The sequence below is a fragment of the Accumulibacter sp. genome (assembly GCF_023806635.1).
Taxonomy (GTDB): Bacteria; Pseudomonadota; Gammaproteobacteria; order Burkholderiales; family Rhodocyclaceae; genus Accumulibacter.
In genome coordinates this window covers 90,075-110,008 of sequence record NZ_JAMTDQ010000006.1, presented here as the reverse complement: position 1 = coordinate 110,008, position 19,934 = coordinate 90,075, and the positions used below count along the sequence as shown (strand labels likewise).

The following is a 19,934-nucleotide window of genomic DNA, read 5'->3' as shown; positions in this document are numbered from 1 at the left end:
GATGACGAGAGGCGTTTCTTGCAGTTGGTGAACTTTTTTGCAGAGGAGGCGACAATGTTTGAAATCATCGAGAAGGAACAGAGCGAGCGCGATACCGTGATCAAGGTGATCGGCATCGGCGGCGCCGGCGGCAATGCCGTCGATCACATGATCCGCGAGGGGGTGAATGGCGTGGACTTCATCACCGCCAATACCGACTCGCAGGCGCTTGGCCGCAGCATTGCCCTGCAGAAGCTGCAGCTTGGCAAGACCGGCCTCGGCGCCGGTGCCAAGCCGGAAGCCGGCAAGAGTGCGGCGATCGAGGAGCGCGAGGCGATCGCCGCTTCACTGCAGGGTGCGCACATGGTGTTCATCACCGCCGGCATGGGCGGTGGCACGGGTACCGGTGCCGCGCCGATCGTCGCCGAGGTGGCGCGCGAACTCGGCGTACTGACGGTTGCCGTCGTCACCAAGCCCTTCGCTTTCGAGGGCAAGCGGCTGAAGGTCGCCGAGGTCGGGATTTCCGAGCTGCAGAAGCACGTCGACTCGCTCATCGTCATCCTCAACGACCGCCTGATGGACGTCCTCGGTGAGGACGTTTCGATGGATGAAGCCTTCCGCGCGGCCGACAACGTACTGCGCAACGCCGTCGGCGGCATTGCCGAGATCATCAACTTCCCGGGCCTGGTGAACGTCGACTTCGAGGATGTGCGGACGGTGATGGGCGAGATGGGCATGGCGATGATGGGCTCAGCGAACGCCGCCGGTGTCGACCGCGCGCGGATTGCTGCCGAGCGCGCGGTTTCGTCGCCGCTGCTCGAAGGTGTGAACCTTTCCGGCGCCAAGGGCGTGCTGGTCAACATCACGGCCTCCCGCTCGCTGAAGATGAAGGAGGTCAACGAAGTGATGAACACCGTCCGCGCGTTCGCCGCTGACGATGCGCACATCATCTTCGGCGCCGTCTACGATGAGCAGATGGCTGAGGAGATCCGCGTCACGGTGGTGGCCACGGGCCTCGGTCAGGCGCAAGCCAGGCAGCGTCCCTTCGAGGTGATCCGCAACATCGACCGTCAGGCAACCGGAACCGATGGACCGTTTGGCGGCGGTGCCATCGACTACTCGTCGCTCGACCAGGTACCGGCGATCGTCCGCAAGGGACGCAGCGCCACCGTCGAAGCGCTGGCCAACAGCGGCGTCGACCGTTACGACATCCCCGCGTTCCTGCGCAAGCAGGCGGACTGAACGCGATCCCCATCACTCCTCTGCGGGAATCGGCGTCTGTCCGGGCCGCCCGGCCTGTGCTAGAATCAGCCGATTCCCTCCTTTTTTCAGACATATGTTGAAGCAACGAACGCTCAAGGCTGTCGTCAGCGCGGCTGGCGTCGGTCTGCATTCCGGCGTCAAGGTTAACATGAGCCTGCGTCCGGCGGCGCCGGGGACCGGCATCGTCTTTCGCCGGGTCGATCTCGACCCGCCCGTCGACCTGCCGGCATCCGCATTGCTCGTCACCGACACCCGCATGTGCTCGTGCGTCGAGCGCGACGGCGCCAAGGTCGGGACGGTCGAGCACCTCATGTCAGCCTTCGCCGGCCTCGGGGTCGACAACGCCTTCGTCGACGTCGATGCTGCCGAACTGCCGATCCTCGACGGGTCGGCTTCGCCCTTCGTCTTCCTCATCCAGTCGGTCGGCATCGAGGAACAGCCGGCGGCCAAGCGATTCATTCGCATCAAGACGCCCGTCGAAGTGCGCGAGGACGATCCGGCCGGCGCGAAGTGGGCCCGGCTCGATCCTCATGACGGCTTCCGGCTGTCTTTCTCGATCGGCTTCAACCACCCGGCGATCGATCGCACGGGGCAGCACGTGACGATCGATTTTGCCGCCCATTCCTATGTGCGCGAAGTGGCACGGGCGCGGACCTTCGGTTTCATGCAGGAAGTCGAGTGGCTGCACGAGAACGGTCTGGCGCAGGGTGGCGGGCTCGACAACGCCGTCGTCCTCGACGAGTACCGCGTGCTCAACGCCGACGGCTTGCGTTACGACGACGAGTTCGTCAAGCACAAGGTGCTCGACGCGATCGGTGACCTGTACCTGCTTGGCCACCCGTTGCTGGCGGCCTTCAGCGCGCACAAGTCGGGACACGCCCTGAACAACCTGCTTGCGCGCAGGCTTTTGGCCAGCCCCGAGGCGTGGGAGTTCGTCAGCTTCGAGAACGGCGACCTGGCGCCGCAGGCCGTCGCGCGCTGGCTGGAATCGCCGGCTTTCTGAGCGCATGTGGCTGCTGCGCCTGCTCGCCGTCCTGACGGTGCTGGCAGTGGCTGCGGGGGCAGCGCTCTTCGTCTTCACCCGTGACAGGCGCTACCTGACCTTCTCCTGGCGGCTCCTTCGCTACTCGTTGCTAATCGCGCTGCTGGTCTTTGCGCTGATGATCATCGAGCGTGTCGCCGTCATTCCTGTTTAGCCGACCGCGCCAGCAGGCGCTCGACGGCCTGCTGCAGGGGAGACGCGGGGAGCGATTGGCGCAGGGCCGCCAGGCGCTCGCGACTACCGGCGGAGAGCGGCCTGGATTGCGGCATCGCCGTCGGGATGCGCGTCTGCGGTGCATGGACCCGGATCTGCAGGCCGCGGCAGTCGATGCCCCGTTCCGTGACCTCGTTTGCCAGCGTTGGCGCGAGCTGGCGCAGTTTCGCCGCGACCGCGCCGTTGTGCGCGTGTATGACCAGGATGCCCGACTTGAAATTCGCCAGGTTGCTCGCCTGCACGAGGTGCGCCGGCGCGACGCGCCGGAAGATGTCGTCCAGCCGGCGCAACAGTTGCGCGTGCGCCATGACCTTTGCCGCGCCATCTGGCGCGGTGAGAAAGCGGTGCAGCGTTTCGGCCATTTGCCGCAGCCCTCACGAAGGACGATGGACGCATGCTATCCTGCTTGCCGAGCACCTGGCAATCAGCACCGCCAACCAGCAACCCCGTTCATGGGGCTGCTGGCAGGGAGACCTGTCGCTGCGCCCGTTCGTAGATGACGAAGTCGAAATCGGGCACGCTGCCATCCCTGGTGCCCTGCGAAGAACCGACGCGGCGTGAAACCTCCCGCCATTGCCCCGCCGGCAGGTCGGGAAAGAACGCATCGCCGCTGGCTTCGGCAGCGACCTCGGTCAGGTAGAGACGGTCGGCCAGCGGCAGCGTCTGACGATACATCTCGGCACCGCCGATGACGAAGACCTCGCCGGCGTCGCCGGCGAGCTGCAGCGCTTCCGTGATCGAGGACGCCCGGCTGGCCCCGGGCGGCTGGTAGGCCGGATTCCTGCTGACGACGATGTTGTGCCGGCCGGGCAACGGACGAAAGGCCTCCGGCAACGATTCCCAGGTTTTCCTGCCCATGATCACCGGTTTGCCTCCGGTCGTCGCGCGGAAATGGCGCAGGTCTTCGGGCAGGCGCCAAAGCAACTGCTGACCACTGCCGATCGCCCGGTTTCGTGCCACGACGGCGATCAACGAGATCATCGCCACCGCCTAGACGGCAACAGCCGCGGCAATGTGCGGATGCGGATCGTAGCCCTCGAGCTCGAAATCCTCGAAGCGGAAGGCGAACAGGTCGCCGACCGCCGGGTTCAGCCGCATCCGCGGCAGGCCGCGTGGTTCGCGGGTCAACTGCAGCCGCGCCTGATCGAAATGGTTGCTGTAAAGATGCGCATCGCCAAAGGTGTGCACGAATTCGCCAGCACGGTAGCCGCAGACCTGGGCCAGCATCAGTGTCAGGAGGGCATAGGATGCGATGTTGAAGGGAACGCCGAGAAAGATGTCGGCGCTGCGCTGGTACAACTGGCAGGACAAACGCAATCGTCGGTCCGCGTCGTCGGCCGGCGCGGGCGCGACGTAGAGCTGAAACAAGGCATGGCAGGGCGGCAGCGCCATGCGCTCCACGTCGCCCGGGTTCCACGCCGTAACCAGATGGCGGCGTGAGTCGGGATGGTGCCTGAGTCCATCGACCAGTTGCGCCATCTGGTCGATGTGTCGGCCGTCTGCCGTCTGCCAATGACGCCACTGATGGCCGTAGACCGGCCCGAGATCACCGTTCTCGTCGGCCCAGTCGTCCCAGATGCGGACCCCGTTCTCCCGCAGGTAGCGGATGTTCGTCTCCCCGCGCAGGAACCACAACAACTCATGCACGATCGAGCGCAGGTGAAGCCGCTTGGTCGTCAGCAGGGGAAAGCCGTCGTCAAGCGCGAAGCGCATCTGCCAGCCGAACACCGACCTCGTACCGGTGCCCGTACGGTCCCCCTTCACGCATCCCTTGTCCAGCACGTGCTGCATCAGGTCCAGATACTGCCTCATCCCTTGTCCCGGCCGATGTCCCAGGCCGCATTGTAAGCGATGCTGGAGCGCCGGCCTGCCCCAGGCCCCGGGCGCTGCCGAGCCACATGGCTGCGACCTCGGCCCTGCGCGCATGCATTACAATTGCTCCTCCAACCTGGCGACCCGTGACGAGGACGGCTCACCGATGATTCTCAACCTGTTCCCGCAGCGTCCCGACCATCCGCTGGCCGATGGCAAGGAGTTGAAGCGGATCGTCGCCGAGCTGTTGGTCGCCCGGCCGACAAACGCCATCGAGGAAGTGACGACCTGGTTCGAGTCGCTCAAGCATGCCCGCAACTTCCGGGTCGATCGCTACTTCGATGTCCTGCGCCAGCTCGATGAGGCTGCCCAGCCGCATCTGCGTCGCCTGGGGCGGGACTACGTGCAGTCGCAACACCTCTCACCGGCCGAGCGAGACCGCATCTGGACGCGCTGCCACGTCTTCTGCAGCGAAGTGGCAGCGAGTTACTCGCTGTGCCTGTCGCGGGCGCGGCTGGATCCGCGCGGCAGGGGCAGCGATGCGCTCAAGGCGTCACTGCCGCTGATCGAGGTGCGCCTGCTCGCGGCGCGTCGCTGTCAGCTGAAGTGGCTCGCGTTCCGCTACGCAGCCGCCGGCGCGGAGGTCTGGCAGGCGCTGGGAGCGAGCTATCTGGCAGCCGAGCAAGCTGGCTACGCGCAGAAGTCGTTGCCGCTCTATCCGGCACAGCACGGTCTGACCAGCGCCCAGCAGCAGTACATCCATGCCCTGGTCTTCGGCTCGTCGTCGATGGACGGCCTCCTGCCGGAGCAGATCGAGATCGCCGACCGCCTGATCGCACACTTCCTCTCGGCTTTCGTTCTCTTGCCGACGCCGCGTGCGGACAGTGTCTATTGGGTCGACGCAGCCACGGGCGATCCACCCTCCCGATTGGGCCGGCGACCGGGCGTGATCAGCCCCAGCCTGCGCTATCTCTCACCGGTGCCGGCATTGACTGCTCTCAACGACCTGATCCACCGCCTCGAACATGGCGAGTTGCCGACGGACCTCAATCTCGGCGGCGAGTACCCGCCGAAGACGGTGCTGGCGGTGATGCGCCACCTGCGTCCCTACTGGGCGCTGCAGCCGCCGCAGCGGCAGCATCGACGACACGCCATCAGGACGCAGATGACGGTGTTCGAGGGCTTCGAGCAGTGCTACATGGTTTTCGCCGGGGCCACCCTGCAGTTGCAGGAGGATCCGGCGCGGCAACAATGGCTGGTCGACGATATCAGCCTCGGTGGTTTCCGGGCGCTGCTCGACCGCTCGTCCGAGGGCAGAGTGCGCCTGGGCGCCCTGCTCTGCATGCGCGCCGAAGGGAGCGACAACTGGCTTCTCGGTGTCGTCAGGCGGCTCGGCTCATTGCCCGATGGTGCCGCCACCGTCGGCGTGCAGGTGCTGTCGAGGCGGGCAAGAAGCATCGACCTGCGGCCGCGGCGCAGCGGCTTCGCCGCCGCCGTGGCCATTCCCGGCATCCATCTTGGCGATGAACATGGCGCTGCCGACGTGCTGCGCGTCCTCCTGCCGCTTGGCGGTTTTCAGGTTCGCGACAACCTCGACCTGAGCCTCGATGGCCGCCTCATCGCGCTCGTGCCGCTGGAGGTCGAGGAGAGCGGCGGTGATTTCGAGATCGCCCGCTTTCGTCAGGAGCCGGCCGGCTGAGAAACCGGGGCGCAACCGCCGGGCTGCGACCGCTGCGCCGACTTCGGCCGAAAGGCTTTGACGACCTCCTGTCGCGTCTCGATGCAGGGACCGCCAAGGAGGTCGATGCAGTAGGGTATGGCGGCGAAGATGCCGTTGACCTGGACGCTGCCATCTGCCGCCCTGAGTCCTTCGAGGGTCTCGCGGATGGCTTTCGGTTGTCCGGGGAGGTTGACGATCAGGGCCTGACGACGAATCACCGCCACCTGGCGCGACAGGATCGCCGTCGGCACGAAGTGCAGGCTGATGCGCCGCATCTCCTCGCCAAAGCCGGGCATCAGCCTGTCGGCCACGGCCAGCGTCGCCTCTGGAGTCAAGTCACGGGCGGCCGGTCCCGTACCGCCGGTGGTCAGGACGAGATGACAGCCGAGGTGGTCGACGAGCTCGATCAGCGTCTGCTCGATCGTCGTGCGATCATCGGCGATCAGGCGCGCTTCGCTTCGCCAGGCGCTGCTGATCGCAAGCCGCAACCACTCTTCGAGCGCCGGCAGCCCCTGATCCCGATAGACGCCCTGCGAGGCGCGATCGCTGATCGACACCAGGCCGACCAGCAACTCTTCATTCCCGCTCATCGTCCGCACCCCCTTCTGTCGTGGCCGTTTTCCGGTGGATCTCGCGCAGCAGCCGGAACAGCGCACGCTGGCTGCGCGGCGGCCTGCCCTGCTCCTGCTCGGCGAGGGCTGCCCGCCGCAGCGAGCGCAACTGCTGCAGGTCGACCGACGGCGAGCGGCTGGCGATCGTGAAAAGAAGCCTCTCATCGGCGAGGAGCTCGCTGCGCAGGCGCTCGATCCGGTGCAGCGTCGCCGTCTCGTCGGCGGAGTCGCCGCGCACCGCTGCCAGGACGGCACGAATCGGCTGCGGGTCGACGGACCGCATCAGGCGGCCAATGTACTGCATCTGTCGGCGGCGCGCGTCATCGTGACGCGCCATGCCGCGTGCCTGCTCGACGGCCAGCCGCAGATCCTCGGGCAGTTCGACCTGGCGCAGGCGGTCGGCGGGCAGCGCGACGAGTTCCTCGCCGAGTTCCTGCAGTTCCAGCATGGCGCGCTTGCGCTTCGTCTTCGACTGCGGTTGCGGATCGTCGTGTCTGTCTGCGGCTGCGCTGTCCCTGCTCATGATCACCGTGCGATGGTTGTGGTCGACCGCCGGCTGGTCAGGCGGCCGCTACCGGAACTGCTATGATAGCGGCTTTCGCCGCACAGCAGACCTCATGACCCGTCCGCAGCCGCCCGCCAGCCGCGAATCACGTTTCAGTCACAGCCTCGATACGTTGCGCGAGCTGGCGAGCGATGTCCTCGCGCAGGCCGGCCGGCAGGGAGCGAGCGCCTGCGAGGTCGATGTGTCGACCGGCTTCGGGCAGTCGGTGACGGTGCGCTGCGGCGAGGTGGAAACCATCGAGTACAACCGCGACAAGGGTGTCTCCGTTTCGGTTTACCTCGGCCAGCGCAAGGGGCATGCCAACACCTCCGATTTCTCGCCCAAGGCGGTTCGCGAAACCGTCGAGGCGGCGCTGAACATCGCCCGCTTCACCGCTGAGGACCCCAGTGCCGGTCTCGCCGATGCCGCGCTGCTGGCGACCGATGCCGACCGCCAGCCGGACCTCGACCTCTACCATCCGTGGATGCTTTCGGTCGAAGACGCCGTGGCGATCGCTCGCCGCTGCGAGCAGGCCGCCTTCGCCGTCGGTCCCGGCATCAGCAATTCCGAAGGCGCGACGGTTTCCATCCAGGAGGGTCAGTTCGTTGCCGCCAACAGCCTCGGCTTCATCGCCGGCTATCCGAGTTCGCGCCACTACCTGTCGTGTTCGGTGATCGCCGGAACGAACGACGGCATGCAGCGGGACGACTGGTATGAGGTCGCACGCGACCCGTCGGCGCTTGCTGCAGCCGAGGCGATTGGCGAGCGCGCTGCGCAGCGCGCTCTGTCGCGTCTCGGCGCACGCAAGATCCGAACCTGCAAGGTGCCGGTGCTGTTCGAGGCGCCCCTGGCGGCATCGCTGATCGGCAACTTCGTGCACGCGGCGAGCGGCGGCAGCCTCTATCGCCGCACCTCCTTCCTCATCGACAGCCTGGGCAAGCGTGTCTTCTCGCGCAGGCTGCACATCAGCGAGCGGCCACACCTGCCGCGCGCGCTCGCCAGCAGCCATTTCGACAACGACGGCGTCGCCACGCATGACCGAGAAGTGGTCGCAGGCGGACGACTGCAAGGCTATTTCCTCAGCGCGTACAGTGCCCGCAAGCTGGGGATGCAGACCACCGGCAATGCCGGTGGCTGTCACAACCTGATCGTCCGGCCGGGCAAGCGCGACCTGCCAGGGCTGCTGCGCAAGATGGGGCGCGGATTGCTGGTCACCGAACTGCTCGGCCACGGCGTCAACTATGTGACCGGTGATTATTCGCGCGGTGCTGCCGGCTATTGGGTGGACGGTGGTGTCATCGCGCATCCGGTGGAAGGGATCACCATTGCCGGCAACCTGCGCGACATGTTCCGGAACATCGCGGCAGTCGGCACCGACGTCGTCGTGCGCGGCTCGAAGCAGGTCGGTTCGATCCTGATCGAGCAGATGAAGGTGGCGGGTGACTGACCTGCGACGCCGATCAAGGCGTGCCGCCACCTGCGGTGGCATGTCCTTGCTGCAGGCACGGCTGCTTTGGCTATAATCACCGTGCAATTCCCTGACAACAATGCTGAGAGGAGACAAAGTCGTGGAAAGACGTTCGTTCTTGAAGAATGCCGGTGCCGGCCTGGCTGCCGGCACCATGGCCATGCCGGCGATCGCCCAGAATGCGCCGACGATCAAGTGGCGCTTGGCCTCGAGCTTCCCGAAGAGCCTCGACACCATCTACGGTGGTGCCGAAGTCATGGCCAAACGGGTTGCCGAAGCGACCGGCGGCAAGTTCCAGATCCAGGTCTTCGCCGGCGGCGAGATCGTTCCCGGTCCGGCCGTCTTCGATGCGGTCAAGGACGGCACCGTCGAAATGGGGCATACCGTTTCCTACTACTTCTTCGGCAAGGACCCGACCTACGCGCTGGAGACCGCGGTTCCCTTCGGCATGACCAACCGCATGATGGACGCCTGGATGCGCCACGGCAACGGCGGCAAGCTGCTTGGCGAGTTCTTCGCCAAGTCGAACATCATGACCATTCCCTGCGGCAATACGACGACCCAGATGGGCGGTTGGTATCGCAAGGAAATCAAGACCGTTGCTGACCTCAATGGCCTGAAGATCCGCATCGGCGGCTTCGCCGGCGCCGTCCTCAGCAAGCTCGGCGCCGTACCGCAGCAGATCCCGGGTGGCGACATCTATCCGGCGCTCGAGAAGGGGACGATCGACGCGGCCGAGTGGATCGGCCCGTACGATGACCAGAAACTCGGCTTCAACAAGGTCGCCAAGTTCTACTACTACCCGGGATGGTGGGAGGGTGGTCCGCAGGTGTCGGCCTACGTCAGCCTGAAGAAGTGGGCCGAACTGCCGAAGGAGTACCAGACCATCCTGCAGATCGCCTGCGCCGACGCGCACGTGGACATGGTCGCCAAGTACGATGCCAGGAACCCGACGGCGCTCAAGCAACTCGTCGGCTCGGGAACGGTGTTGAAGCAGTTCCCGAAGGAAGTCATGGACGCGTGCTACAAGGCGGCGATGGATCTCTACGCCGAGACATCGGCGAAGAATGCCGAGTTCAAGAAGGTGTACGACGACTACAAGAAGTTCATGGACGACCAGATCCTCTGGTTGCGGGTCGCCGAGGGTTCGTACACCAACTACATCTTCAGCAAGCGCTAGCAGGTCTTTCCCGCGCCGCGGCCGTTGCTTGCCCGCGGCGCGCAGATCGACCACAGTGGAAGGGGGGCGGGGCTGTTGCCCCGCCCCCGCTTTTTTTCTGCCGCCGTTCGCTGCGCGCTGCGCTTGCCGATCGCCGCAGGACTACTTCGCCTGATCCTGCTTCATCGCATCGCGGATCGCCTTGCTGGCGGCATCCTCCCCGCCGGCAGCCGCGTCCTTCGGCGCTTCGAGCCCGGGCGGGGTGGCCGGTGTGCCGTAGTCCGAGGCCGGCACTTCGATCTGCACCGAATCGAGATCGACCTTGGCGTCCTGGTCGAGGCCGAAGGTCACCAGCTGCGGGAAGAAGATCAGGATGCCGACCATGATGATCTGGATGCAGACGAAGGGGATTGCCCCCCAGTAGATGTCGGTCGACTTGACCGATGCCGGCGCCACCGACCGCAGGTAGAAGAGCGCGAAGCCGAAAGGCGGATGCATGAACGAAGTCTGCATGTTCACCGCCAGCAGCACGCCGAACCAGATCAGGTCGATTCCCAGCGCCTGCGCCACCGGCCCGAGCAGCGGCACGACGATGAACGAGAGTTCGAAGAAGTCGAGGAAGAAGGCGAGCAGGAAGACGAGCACGTTGACGACGATCAGGAAACCGACCTCGCCGCCGGGCAGCCCGGTCAGCAGATGCTCGACCCAGCGGTGGCCATCGACGCCATAGAAGGTCAGCGAGAACACGCGCGCGCCGACGAGGATGAAGACGACGAAGGTCGTCAGCTTGGCGGTCGTTTCCATGGCTTGCCGCAGCAGGCCCCAGTTCAGGCGCTGGCGCGCCAGCGCCAGGATCAGGGCGCCCGTCGCACCCATGGCACCGCCTTCGGTCGGCGTCGCGATGCCGAGGAAGATCGTCCCGAGGACGAGAAAGATCAGGAACAGTGGTGGCAGCAGTGTCGTCACCGCGCGCATCAGCAACCTGGCGCCGTGCAGCGTGCGTGCTGCGGCTGGCAGCGCCGGTGCCCAGCGCGGCCTGAAGATGGCGACCAGGATGACGTAGCCGACGTAGAAGGCGGTCAGCGTCAGCCCCGGGATGAAAGCACCCTTGTACATGTCGCCGACCGACTTGCCGAGCTGGTCGGCCATGATGATCAGCACCAGCGACGGCGGAATGATTTGCGCCAGCGTCCCGGACGCTGCGATCACACCGGTCGCGAGCCTGGTGTCGTAGCCGTAGCGCAGCATGATCGGCAGCGAGATCAGGCCCATCGAGATCACCGACGCGGCGACGACGCCGGTCGTCGCCGCGAGCAGGGCGCCGACGAAGATCACCGCGAAGGCCAGGCCGCCGCGCAGGGGCCCGAAGAGTTGGCCGATGGTGTCGAGCAGATCCTCGGCCATCCCCGATCGCTCGAGGATCAGGCCCATGAAGGTGAAGAACGGGATCGCCAGCAGCGTGTCGTTGTTCATGATGCCGAAGATGCGGTCCGGCAGGGCTTGGAACAGCTGCGGCCCGAGCAGCCCGAGCTCGATGCCGATCAGGCCGAAGACGATGCCGTTCGCCGCCAGTGCGAAAGCGACCGGGAAGCCGACGAGGAGGAAGACGACCATCGAGGCGAAGATGATCGGCGCCATGTTGGCGATCAGGAAGTCGGTCATCAGATCTCTCCCTTCTGCGCCTTGATTGCCAGGGCCAGTTCCTCTTCTGCGGTCGGCTTGTGCCCTTTCGCCGTCGGGTCGGGGCAGAGACCCTGCAGGAAGCCGAAGCGCTTGATCAGTTCCGAGATTCCCTGCAGGACCAACAGGAAGAAGCCGATCGGCACCAGCAGGCGGACCGGCCAGACCGTCAGGCCGCCGGCGTTGCTCGACTGTTCGTTGGTGTGCAGGGCGAGGAGGAAGATCGGCCACGACATGTACATGACGGCGATCGCCATCGGCATCAGGAAGAAGATGATGCCGAAGATGTCGATCCACGCCTGGCCGCGGGGGCTCAGCCGGCCGGCGATCAGGTCGATGCGCACGTGCTCGTTGCGCAGCAGCGTGTAGCCGGCGCCGAGCAGGAAGATCGCCGAGAACAGGTACCACTGGATTTCGAGAAAGGCGTTCGAGCTGTAGTTCCAGACGTAGCGCATGACCGCGTTGCCGGCTGCGATCAGGGTGACGATCAGGACGATCCAGATCAGTGTCTTGCCGACGCGCTCGGTGAGCCCGTCGATCAGCTGCGAGAGTTTGAGCAAACCATTCACCGGACATCCCTCCATGGACGACAGAACATGCGTCTCCTCCCGGACCCGATTGCCTGCGCTTCGCCTCTTGATGGGCGAATCATCGGGCTGTGCCGTCAGACACGAACTTGCTGCCACGGAGGCCGTAAGCAGCGTCAGCGATTATGGCACATCTGCGATGCGTGGGAGAACGGTTTGGCGACTCGCATGCAGTCCGCTGCCGGATCACCAAACTGATTATTAATCAGCAAGATGATCCTTCTCGCGGATGCCTTGCAGGGATTCCGCCGGCTCTCGGCGGATCGTTGACAGATGCCGTGCCGACGATCCAACGGTAGGTTCTGTCTCTGCTTGCGACGATTTCGTGACAATCGGTCAGGCGCCACCAGCAAGACGGAACGCGGGCGGGATGAATACCAGCACCAGGATCGCCAACGTCTCGATGATGCCCAAGGTCATCAGGTAATTGCCGAAACCCTTGCCCGTTTCAGCCATCGCATCCGCTGCCGCGGCGCCAATGACTCCCTGATACCAAGCCGAGACACCCATGCCGAGACCACCGAAGATCCCGGCGCCAAGCATTCCCCCCCAGTTGATCGCCTGATGTGCAGCCAGCGAGGCATCAAGTGCGGTATTGATCCAGCCCATCAGAATCATGCCGTAGATCGTCTGCGACATCGGCGCCCCGATGAAGGCGAAGAGCACGAAAGGAGCTGCCTTGTCCTGCGCGTAGCATTTCTTCCAGGCGCCGACAGCGGCCGGTCCGGCTGCGCCAACGCCCAGAGACGAACCGGCGGCAGCCAGGCCGACGGCTGCTGCCGCTCCCAGACGCCCAAGGCTGACCATCACATCTGTATCCAACTCAATCTCCTTTATGTCAGGTGTTTGCCAATCGTGGTCTCCAACAACCGCAGCGTGCCGTTCAAGGGGACGTTGGCCGCATGCGCTGCCACGGCCGGTAGGGAAAACCGCTCCACTGCAGCCCGAGATGACTGGCGAATTCCAGCGTATTCAGCCGGATGCCGTGCACCATCACGCCCATTACCGAGAGGACGATGTTCACCGTGTGCGCGACGAACAACAGCAATGCCGCGAGCAGCCCGCTCAGCCAGCCGTCGAACATCGGTGCCAGCATGATGTTGAAGGTCGATGCGATGGCAAAGCTGGCGGTGCCGACGGCGTAGAGCCGGATGTACGAAATCACGTCCACGAAGCTGCCGACCAGATTCAGTGGCAGCATCACGTGGTTGAACCATTCGTCCCTCAGGTTCCGGCGCGGTGTCATGAAAAGCACGATGAGCACGACGCCCGCGCCGAACACCCAGATCATGATCGACGGAAACGGCAGGTTGAGTACCACCGAACGGGCGCTGAAGAACATGAACCAGACGACGCACAGCCAGCCGACCTGGGCCAGCGCCTGCGGGCTGCGGATGAGGTTGGCGATGTTCCACACGTGCGCGATCGAGAGGTGGATGGCGGCAATCCAGAAGCACAGGTCCTTGACGTGCTCCTCGTCGCCCAGCCAGCTCAGCTTCAGGGCAGCGAGTGGTGCCGGCAGGTCGGGAATCCCGAAGTAGGTGCCGGTCAGCACGCCCCAGGCGATCGTCGCGACGCTGGTGATCTTGAGCAGGGAGAAGGCATGGGCCGGACTCGCGGGGAATCTGCGCTGCGCCCAAAGCGTCAGCCCGAGGAAGATCGCCCCGTAGCCGGCGTCGCCCACCAGCATGGCGAAGAACAGGCTGAAAAAGAGCAGGAACCACAGGCTGACGTCGATCTCACGATAGCCGGGCAGGATGCCGATCAGTTCGAAGACCGACTCGATCGGCTTCAGCCAGCGCGGGTTGCGGATCAACGTCGGCACCAAGTCGCTGTCTGCAGGTTCGTCGATGACCAGCCCCCAGCCGTTCTTCCCTGCAGCGTCGCGCAGGCGAGGGACGTCATCGCTGGGGCAATAGCCCTGCAGGTAGACCAGTTCGGCCGCAGCACAGCTCATGCCGGCGCGGATCTCGGCCATCTGGACCGCCTCCTCCGCCTCGGCCCGCATGTCGGCCAGAGCGGCACGATCGCCGGCGAAGCATCCTATCTGGTCGGCGATCCTGGCCTGAGTCGCTTCCAGTTCGCCGATCCGGCTCTTGACCTCGGCCAGCGACATCGCCGGCGGGCGCACGTCCTGGGCGGCAATCTCGGGCGTTTCGCCGACCGTCACGATGACGAACGATACAGCGGCCCGAGTGCGGGACGTTTCGAGACATACCGCCTCCGCCGGCACCACCGGCAGACGGTCCGGAGCCGCCTGGAAAAGGCGGATGCTCACCTTCTTCTCGGCCAGAGCGGCGAGATCCTCGGGCGAGAAGTCGCCGAACGGCGACACGCGCGCGCACTCCTGACGCAGACGTTCGAGTTCCTCGGCCGTCTCCCGACGAAGCCGAAGGAGCCGCGACAACTCGTCGACCACCTCGCCGGGGCTTCTTCCTGAAGGCTGCGCGCGTGGCAGGTTGGGCAGGATTTCGGCGGCGCGCCTGATGTATTCGAGACGCCGTCGCCCGTCCTCGATGTCTTCGTGTTCGACGGCCTGCTCAAGTACTGGGTGCAGCACGCCAAGCTGCCGCAGCGACAGCAGGTCCGCTTCGCGGCCGGCGGCACGGGAGAGGACGATTACCTTCTGCATCGGGACGATCATTGACTCGCACCTCTTCCTGGGGGTTGCGGGCAGGCCGCTAGGACAATGGGCCGGTCACCGTCGCCCCACTGCGCGCGCTGGTCGCGCCCGGCGCACGTGCAGTGGTCGGTGCCGTCGGCCTGCATGGACGAGCTAACTGGATGGGCGGCCATGGGCTTCGTCAGGTGGCGGTCAACTGCTCGACGGCCTTCGCCTTGGCCATCTTCGAGCGTGCCACTCCGGCGGTCATCTGGTCGCCGAGGAATATTCGAATCACCCTAATGTGTTCTCGGGCCTCGGGTATCTTGACCTTCTCGAAAAGATTCACGCGCTGGCTGGTGGTGCGCAACTCGGCAGCCAGCCGGCGCAGTTGCTCTTCGAGCACCTGCAGCTCCAGGCGCCTCCGGATGCGTCGCTGCAGCATGTCGAGGGCGTCGTCCAGCCAGGCCGGCGTGGTGAACAGGTCGGGCACCTGGCGGGAAAAATCGACGCCGGCGAGCACGGGGATCGCCACTCCGGCGATGTTCCCCTGACCGAGGCGAACGTCCCGCACGCTCAGCCAGTCTTTCCATTCCACCGGTTCGGCGAAGAGACGAACCCACTTCGCAAGCTCCGCACGGTCCTGTTGCTCGGCAGCGCGCGCCAGCTCGAGCGTGGCTTCGAGCTGGCGAACCTCCAGCTGCAGTTGCTGCTTCTTCAACTGCAGGGTTGGCAGGTAGCGCTGGAAGCGCTTCAGAGCTTCCCGCTGCGCCTTCAACTCGTTCTTGGTGTGCTTGATGGTCGCCATCGGTGGTGGTCAGCGTCCTTGTCTTGCCGGATGTCAGCGGCTGGGCCAGAACTGGTCGGTCAGTTTCGACGCGATTCCCGTCTCCGCCGGCTCGAAAGTGTCGGCAAGGATCTGCCAGCAGAGATCCAGTGCCTGTTCGAGCGGGATGTTCACCTTCAGGTCCATCAGCTCGTTCTCGAAGCGCTGGCCGTAGGCAAGCAGCTTGTTGTCCCAGGCACTCATGCGAAAGCCCATTGACTGCTTCTCGAGCGTCTCCATGTAGGAGGCGTAAAGCTGGATCATGGTGTTCATGATCGTCCGGTGGTCTGCGCGCGTCTGGTCATTGACCAGTTGCTTCAGTCGGCTCAGCGAACCGAAGGGCTCGATGCGGCCATTGCGCAGATAGAACTGTCCCTCGGTGATGTAGCCGGTATTGTCCGGTACCGGGTGCGTGACGTCGTCCCCCGGCATCGTGGTCACTGCCAGGATGGTGATCGAGCCGGCAGCATCGAAGTCGACCGCCTTCTCGTAGCGGGCCGCGAGCTGCGAGTACAGGTCGCCGGGGTAACCGCGATTCGAAGGGATTTGCTCCATCGTGATGGCGACCTCCTTCATTGCATCGGCGAAGTTGGTCATGTCGGTCAGCAGGACCAGGACACGCTGGTTCAGCAGCGCGAAATGCTCGGCCACGGCCAGTGCGATGTCCGGTACCAGAAGACATTCGACCACCGGGTCGGAGGCGGTGTGGATGAAGAGAACGGCGCGCGAGAGAGCACCGTTCTCCTCGAGCAGATCGCGGAAGAACAGGTAGTCGTCGTGCTTCAGTCCCATGCCGCCGAGGATGATCACGTCCACCTCGGCCTGCATGGCGATCCTCGCCAGCAGCTGGTTGTAGGGCTCGCCGGCGACGGAGAAGATGGGAAGCTTCTGCGATTCCACGAGAGTGTTGAAGACATCGATCATCGGGATGCCGGTGCGTACCATGCGCCGCGGGATGATTCGCCGCGCCGGGTTGACCGATGGACCGCCGATGTCGATGAGGTTCTTGTTGATCTCCGGCCCGTTGTCCCGCGGTTGCCCGCTGCCGTTGAACACCCTCCCAAGCAGGGAGCGTGAGAAGGGCACCTGCATCGTCCGTCCGAGAAAGCGGATCTCGGCATCGGTGGCGATGCCGCGACCGCCGGCGAATACCTGCAGATCGACGCTGCCGCCCTGCAGGCGAATCACCTGTGCCAGCGAGCTGCCATGACGTGAGCTGACCTGGGCCAGTTCACGGTAGCCGACGCCGGTTGCCCTGACGGTGATGACGTTGCCGGCAATGCGATCGACGCCTTGGTATACCCTATGCATCTTGTGACACCTCCGCGATCATCTGCTCGAGCTGCCGCTCGATCTGCAGGAAGTCTGCGTCATTCTGGTCCACCCGGTTCCAGTCTCTGGTCGTCTGCGTCAGGCTCTGGAAAAAGCGGCGTGCACTGTCCTTGTCGTTGAAGCTCATCCTGCTGCCCAGCAGACGGTGGATGCGCTCGAACACGTAGCGCTGGCGTTCGGCGCTGCTCGCTCCATCCACCTCGTGGTAGGCGTCCTGTTGCAGGTAGGCCGCATCGATGTACTCGCTCTTGAGGAAGACGACGAAGTCATCGATCGAAGTGCCTTCCTCGCCAACCACTTTCATCATCTGCTTCACCTCGTTGCCGCTGTGCAGGATGCCGCGTGCGAGACTCACCTGCTCGGCAGCAACCACCCCGGAATACTGGCTCCAGCTATCGAGCGGATCAATGGCCGGGAAGCGCCGCTGGTCCGAGCGTTCGCGGGAAAGACCGTGAAAGGCGCCGACGACCTTGAGCGTGCTCTGGGTGACGGGTTCTTCAAAGTTGCCACCGGCCGGACTGACCGTGCCGCCAATGGTTACCGAGCCCAGGCTGCCGTCCTTCAGCCGGACGATGCCGCCGCGCTCATAGAAGGCGGCGATCACCGATTCGAGGTAGGCGGGGAACGCCTCCTCGCCGGGAATTTCCTCGAGCCGACCCGACATCTCGCGCAGGGCCTGCGCCCAGCGCGAAGTCGAGTCGGCCAGCAGGAGTACGTTCAGGCCCATCTGGCGGTAATACTCGGCGATCGTGACGGCTGTATAGACCGATGCTTCGCGCGCTGCAACCGGCATCGAACTGGTGTTGCAGATGATCAGCGTCCGATCCATCAGGCTCTTGCCCGTTCGCGGGTCGGTCAGTTGCGGGAACTCGCGCAGCGTCTCGACGACCTCGCCGGCCCTCTCGCCACACGCCGCGATGATGACGATGTCCACATCCGCGTAGCGGCTGGTGATCTGCTGCAGAACGGTCTTGCCGGCGCCGAAGGGCCCAGGTATGCAGTAGGTGCCGCCGCGTGCCACGGGATAGAAGGTATCGATGATGCGCACCTTGGTCACCAGCGGCTCGCCCGGACGCAGTCGCTCCCTGTACGCGCGGATGGGCATCTTCACCGGCCAGCGCTGCATCAGCGTCACCTCGACCACCTCATTGTCGGCCCCCCGCAGTGTGGCGATCGGGTGGCTGACGGTGTAGTCTCCGGGCGCGGCGATTCGCTCGACCGTAAACGCTCCGCGGAGTCCGAAGGGGACCATGATGCGGTGCTGAAAGATACCCTCGGGGACGCTGCCGAGCGCCTCGCCGGCCGTGACACGGTCGCCCGGTGCGGCCGTCGGCGAGAAGGCCCACAGGCGGTCGCGGGGCAAGGCATCGAGATAGACGCCCCGCTGCAGGAAGAAGCCGCAATGCTCTGCCAGCTGTGGCAGCGGGTTCTGGAGACCGTCGAAGACCTGTGTCAGGAGGCCGGGACCCAGTTCGACAGCCAGCAACTCGCCGGTGAACCTGACCCGGTCACCCTCCTTGAGTCCGGTGGTGTCCTCGAATACCTGCAGGTCGGCGTAGGAACCGCGGATGCGGATCACCTCGGCCTTCAGTCGTCGGTCAGCCATCACCGCGTAGGCGACTTCGTTCTGCACCACTGCCCTGGTGAACTCCACGGTCAACAGATTGCCGTTGATGCCAATGATCGTTCCGCTGTTTTCACTCATGGTCTGCTCATTCTCGTGGCGCTGCCGGTCGCGCCGGATTGTCCGGAGTGTCGCCGTGCGCTGCAGTATCCGGTGCCTGACTCATGGTCGCCAGCAGCGCCTCGGCCTGGCGCTCGCCTGCCGGTTCGGTCAGCCGGGCCCAGCGTTCGGCGATGCGCAGCCTGATGGCGAAAGCCAGGATCGAAGCGAAGCCGAAGGGATCCGCGAGGGACAGCTCTTCGGCAATGCGCCAGCGGCACCGGTCGAGGGCCTGCTCACGTTCGACCGGTGTGGCTGCGGCCAGCGCGTCGGTGACCGCCTGCGCCAGGGCCACGTCGTAGCCACTGTGATCGCGCAGGAAAGGACGGGGGTCGACCCCCAGACGCGCAGCGCGAAACTGTGCAATGAGATTGCGTGTCTGCGTCTCGCGTGCCGTCCAGGTGGCAGCAACGGCATTCCCGACCACCACACTGCCGCTGACGATGGCCTCGAGGACGGCAAGATCGCTCGACTTCAGCACGCCGTGACAGCGTGACAGGAAGTCTAGCGAAGAGAACGGCGGCGGCGCATCCAGGGACAACATTGGCAGGCTGGCGACCAGGTAGTGGTAGGACATGGTCAGCCGGTGCGCGGATCAGCCGGGCTCACTGCTGCTCGCCGCACGCGCAGCACGAAAGACGATCTCGGCCAGGTGAGGGCGGAGAAAGTTGCCGAGAGCTTCGGCGATAGCTGGCCGGGTGAAATCGTGGTGCACGCGGTCGTTGTCGAGAATCACGCGAAAGCCCCGGTGCACGCCGGCGTCGGCGCGGATGTTGAGTCCCCGGACCAGGCGGTGCCGGTACTGGCGGGCGAAAAATCGTACCAGTTCCGACTGGTCCTCCTTGCCGACGAGGACTTCGATGCGGCTCTCGGTACCGTTCTTTTCGGCGTAAGCCTGCGCCATCTTCACCATCATGCGTTTCAGGGTGTCGGGGTCGAGGGCCTCGTCGGTGGCGTCGCTGACGATGTCTGCAATGATGTTTTCCACAGCTTGTCCGACGCTGATCAGCAGGTCTCGCGCCGCCTGCTCGAGGGTCCGCGTGCTCCGTTCAACGAAGACCTCGGAGTCCTTCTCTGCCTTCTCGAGGTGCGCCCGGGCCGCCGCTTCGCCTTCCCTTACCAGGGCAGCGGCCTGCTCCCGTGCCCGCGCAACGATGCGATTGGCTTCCTGCTCACCCTTTTCCACCGCTTCCTGATTGATTCGATCAATCAGGTGTTGCAATTCTATAGCCATGAAGAGCCTCTGCCCGATCCAGATGGCAAATGTGCCTGCCGTTCGGCGGCAGTATCGCCGACATCTGCGGGCCGAGTCAAACCGTTTCCGGCAGCCTTTTCGGGGGCATCCCGAAGTTCGGTTCGCCCCGGCAAGGCCG

General features: G+C 64.9%; 20 protein-coding genes. 6 read left to right on the top strand and 14 right to left on the bottom strand.

All coding sequences use genetic code 11. The annotated features are described in order from the left end of the window. Window positions 1-54 precede the first annotated feature (54 nt). From ftsZ to NFW30_RS01280, 3 genes are all read left to right on the top strand, one after another. Complete coding sequence (gene ftsZ, locus NFW30_RS01290) at window positions 55-1,221, top strand: cell division protein FtsZ (protein ID WP_295350153.1); 1,167 nt, start codon at window positions 55-57, stop codon at window positions 1,219-1,221. A gap of 94 nt (window positions 1,222-1,315) precedes the next feature. Then, window positions 1,316-2,245 (top strand): UDP-3-O-acyl-N-acetylglucosamine deacetylase, encoded by a 930-nt coding sequence (lpxC, locus tag NFW30_RS01285; protein ID WP_295350150.1) that lies wholly within the window; start codon window positions 1,316-1,318, stop codon window positions 2,243-2,245. Between the two features lie 4 nt (window positions 2,246-2,249). Beyond that, entirely contained in the window at window positions 2,250-2,438 is a 189-nt protein-coding gene (locus tag NFW30_RS01280) for a hypothetical protein (protein ID WP_295350147.1), read from the top strand. Here NFW30_RS01280 and NFW30_RS01275 read toward each other — a convergent pair. The 3 genes from NFW30_RS01275 to NFW30_RS01265 all read right to left on the bottom strand — a co-directional run bounded on the left by NFW30_RS01275 (window position 2,425) and on the right by NFW30_RS01265 (window position 4,309). Further along, a complete protein-coding gene (locus tag NFW30_RS01275; RefSeq protein WP_295350144.1) occupies window positions 2,425-2,859 on the bottom strand; it encodes a DciA family protein in 435 nt (144 codons plus the stop codon). The genes NFW30_RS01280 and NFW30_RS01275 overlap by 14 nt on opposite strands. An 88-nt stretch (window positions 2,860-2,947) precedes the next feature. Then, a complete protein-coding gene (locus NFW30_RS01270) occupies window positions 2,948-3,478 on the bottom strand; it encodes a dihydrofolate reductase (RefSeq protein ID WP_295350140.1) in 531 nt (176 codons plus the stop codon). A 9-nt stretch (window positions 3,479-3,487) separates the two neighbouring features. After that, entirely contained in the window at window positions 3,488-4,309 is an 822-nt protein-coding gene (locus NFW30_RS01265; protein WP_295350137.1) for a thymidylate synthase, read from the bottom strand. A 166-nt stretch (window positions 4,310-4,475) separates the two neighbouring features. Here NFW30_RS01265 and NFW30_RS01260 point away from each other — a divergent pair, with 166 nt between their 5' ends. Further along, complete coding sequence (locus tag NFW30_RS01260; RefSeq protein ID WP_295371633.1) at window positions 4,476-6,008, top strand: hypothetical protein; 1,533 nt, start codon at window positions 4,476-4,478, stop codon at window positions 6,006-6,008. Here the strand turns inward: NFW30_RS01260 and mog are convergent. Both mog and yjgA read right to left on the bottom strand, forming a co-directional pair. Further along, the gene (mog, locus tag NFW30_RS01255) at window positions 5,990-6,619 is read right to left on the bottom strand and encodes a molybdopterin adenylyltransferase (RefSeq protein WP_295350132.1); all 630 of its coding nucleotides are present in this window, start codon (window positions 6,617-6,619) and stop codon (window positions 5,990-5,992) included. The genes NFW30_RS01260 and mog overlap by 19 nt on opposite strands. Further along, on the bottom strand, window positions 6,606-7,163 hold the full coding sequence (gene yjgA / locus NFW30_RS01250; protein ID WP_295350129.1) for a ribosome biogenesis factor YjgA: 558 nt from the start codon (window positions 7,161-7,163) through the stop codon (window positions 6,606-6,608). Before yjgA ends, mog begins: the two co-directional genes overlap by 14 nt. 94 nt (window positions 7,164-7,257) lie before the next feature. Between yjgA and pmbA the strand changes: the two genes are divergently transcribed. Beyond that, complete coding sequence (gene pmbA / locus NFW30_RS01245; RefSeq protein ID WP_295350127.1) at window positions 7,258-8,631, top strand: metalloprotease PmbA; 1,374 nt, start codon at window positions 7,258-7,260, stop codon at window positions 8,629-8,631. A 121-nt stretch (window positions 8,632-8,752) separates the two neighbouring features. After that, window positions 8,753-9,832, top strand: coding sequence for a TRAP transporter substrate-binding protein (locus tag NFW30_RS01240; RefSeq protein WP_295350124.1), 1,080 nt, complete (start codon window positions 8,753-8,755; stop codon window positions 9,830-9,832). 141 nt (window positions 9,833-9,973) lie between these two features. Here the strand turns inward: NFW30_RS01240 and NFW30_RS01235 are convergent, their stop codons facing one another. The 9 genes from NFW30_RS01235 to NFW30_RS01195 form a co-directional block, all read right to left on the bottom strand. Next, window positions 9,974-11,473, bottom strand: a complete 1,500-nt coding sequence (locus tag NFW30_RS01235) for a TRAP transporter large permease subunit (protein ID WP_295350122.1) — start codon at window positions 11,471-11,473, stop codon at window positions 9,974-9,976. After that, entirely contained in the window at window positions 11,473-12,060 is a 588-nt protein-coding gene (locus NFW30_RS01230; RefSeq protein ID WP_295350119.1) for a TRAP transporter small permease subunit, read from the bottom strand. Before NFW30_RS01230 ends, NFW30_RS01235 begins: the two co-directional genes overlap by 1 nt. Before the next feature lie 354 nt (window positions 12,061-12,414). Then, the gene (locus tag NFW30_RS01225) at window positions 12,415-12,885 is read right to left on the bottom strand and encodes a V-type ATP synthase subunit K (protein WP_295350326.1); all 471 of its coding nucleotides are present in this window, start codon (window positions 12,883-12,885) and stop codon (window positions 12,415-12,417) included. A gap of 76 nt (window positions 12,886-12,961) precedes the next feature. Beyond that, window positions 12,962-14,722, bottom strand: coding sequence for a hypothetical protein (locus NFW30_RS01220; protein WP_295350117.1), 1,761 nt, complete (start codon window positions 14,720-14,722; stop codon window positions 12,962-12,964). Window positions 14,723-14,882: 160 nt separating this feature from the next. Continuing rightward, window positions 14,883-15,488, bottom strand: a complete 606-nt coding sequence (locus NFW30_RS01215; RefSeq protein ID WP_295350115.1) for a V-type ATP synthase subunit D — start codon at window positions 15,486-15,488, stop codon at window positions 14,883-14,885. A gap of 33 nt (window positions 15,489-15,521) precedes the next feature. Continuing rightward, complete coding sequence (locus NFW30_RS01210; protein WP_295350113.1) at window positions 15,522-16,817, bottom strand: V-type ATP synthase subunit B; 1,296 nt, start codon at window positions 16,815-16,817, stop codon at window positions 15,522-15,524. Continuing rightward, window positions 16,810-18,543 carry a V-type ATP synthase subunit A gene (locus NFW30_RS01205; RefSeq protein ID WP_295350111.1) on the bottom strand — a complete coding sequence of 578 codons (1,734 nt, stop codon included), beginning with the start codon at window positions 18,541-18,543 and terminating at the stop codon, window positions 16,810-16,812. Before NFW30_RS01205 ends, NFW30_RS01210 begins: the two co-directional genes overlap by 8 nt. A 7-nt stretch (window positions 18,544-18,550) precedes the next feature. Then, window positions 18,551-19,138, bottom strand: a complete 588-nt coding sequence (locus NFW30_RS01200; protein WP_295350109.1) for a DUF2764 family protein — start codon at window positions 19,136-19,138, stop codon at window positions 18,551-18,553. Window positions 19,139-19,156: 18 nt separating this feature from the next. Continuing rightward, window positions 19,157-19,795 carry an ATPase gene (locus tag NFW30_RS01195; RefSeq protein ID WP_295350107.1) on the bottom strand — a complete coding sequence of 213 codons (639 nt, stop codon included), beginning with the start codon at window positions 19,793-19,795 and terminating at the stop codon, window positions 19,157-19,159. Between the last annotated feature and the right edge of the window lie 139 nt (window positions 19,796-19,934).

Bases quoted from the DNA above. Each gene is read 5' to 3' on its own strand.
- NFW30_RS01215 (WP_295350115.1), bottom strand. From the start codon at position 15,488: ATGGCGACCATCAAGCACACCAAGAACGAGTTGAAGGCGCAGCGGGAA.
- ftsZ (WP_295350153.1), top strand. From the start codon at position 55: ATGTTTGAAATCATCGAGAAGGAACAGAGCGAGCGCGATACCGTGATC.
- NFW30_RS01210 (WP_295350113.1), bottom strand. From the start codon at position 16,817: ATGCATAGGGTATACCAAGGCGTCGATCGCATTGCCGGCAACGTCATC.
- lpxC (WP_295350150.1), top strand. From the start codon at position 1,316: ATGTTGAAGCAACGAACGCTCAAGGCTGTCGTCAGCGCGGCTGGCGTC.
- mog (WP_295350132.1), bottom strand. From the start codon at position 6,619: ATGAGCGGGAATGAAGAGTTGCTGGTCGGCCTGGTGTCGATCAGCGAT.
- NFW30_RS01280 (WP_295350147.1), top strand. From the start codon at position 2,250: ATGTGGCTGCTGCGCCTGCTCGCCGTCCTGACGGTGCTGGCAGTGGCT.
- NFW30_RS01265 (WP_295350137.1), bottom strand. From the start codon at position 4,309: ATGAGGCAGTATCTGGACCTGATGCAGCACGTGCTGGACAAGGGATGC.
- NFW30_RS01270 (WP_295350140.1), bottom strand. From the start codon at position 3,478: ATGATCTCGTTGATCGCCGTCGTGGCACGAAACCGGGCGATCGGCAGT.
- NFW30_RS01235 (WP_295350122.1), bottom strand. From the start codon at position 11,473: ATGACCGACTTCCTGATCGCCAACATGGCGCCGATCATCTTCGCCTCG.
- NFW30_RS01200 (WP_295350109.1), bottom strand. From the start codon at position 19,138: ATGTCCTACCACTACCTGGTCGCCAGCCTGCCAATGTTGTCCCTGGAT.
- NFW30_RS01275 (WP_295350144.1), bottom strand. From the start codon at position 2,859: ATGGCCGAAACGCTGCACCGCTTTCTCACCGCGCCAGATGGCGCGGCA.
- NFW30_RS01260 (WP_295371633.1), top strand. From the start codon at position 4,476: ATGATTCTCAACCTGTTCCCGCAGCGTCCCGACCATCCGCTGGCCGAT.
- NFW30_RS01205 (WP_295350111.1), bottom strand. From the start codon at position 18,543: ATGAGTGAAAACAGCGGAACGATCATTGGCATCAACGGCAATCTGTTG.
- NFW30_RS01220 (WP_295350117.1), bottom strand. From the start codon at position 14,722: ATGATCGTCCCGATGCAGAAGGTAATCGTCCTCTCCCGTGCCGCCGGC.
- yjgA (WP_295350129.1), bottom strand. From the start codon at position 7,163: ATGAGCAGGGACAGCGCAGCCGCAGACAGACACGACGATCCGCAACCG.
- pmbA (WP_295350127.1), top strand. From the start codon at position 7,258: ATGACCCGTCCGCAGCCGCCCGCCAGCCGCGAATCACGTTTCAGTCAC.
- NFW30_RS01225 (WP_295350326.1), bottom strand. From the start codon at position 12,885: ATGGTCAGCCTTGGGCGTCTGGGAGCGGCAGCAGCCGTCGGCCTGGCT.
- NFW30_RS01195 (WP_295350107.1), bottom strand. From the start codon at position 19,795: ATGGCTATAGAATTGCAACACCTGATTGATCGAATCAATCAGGAAGCG.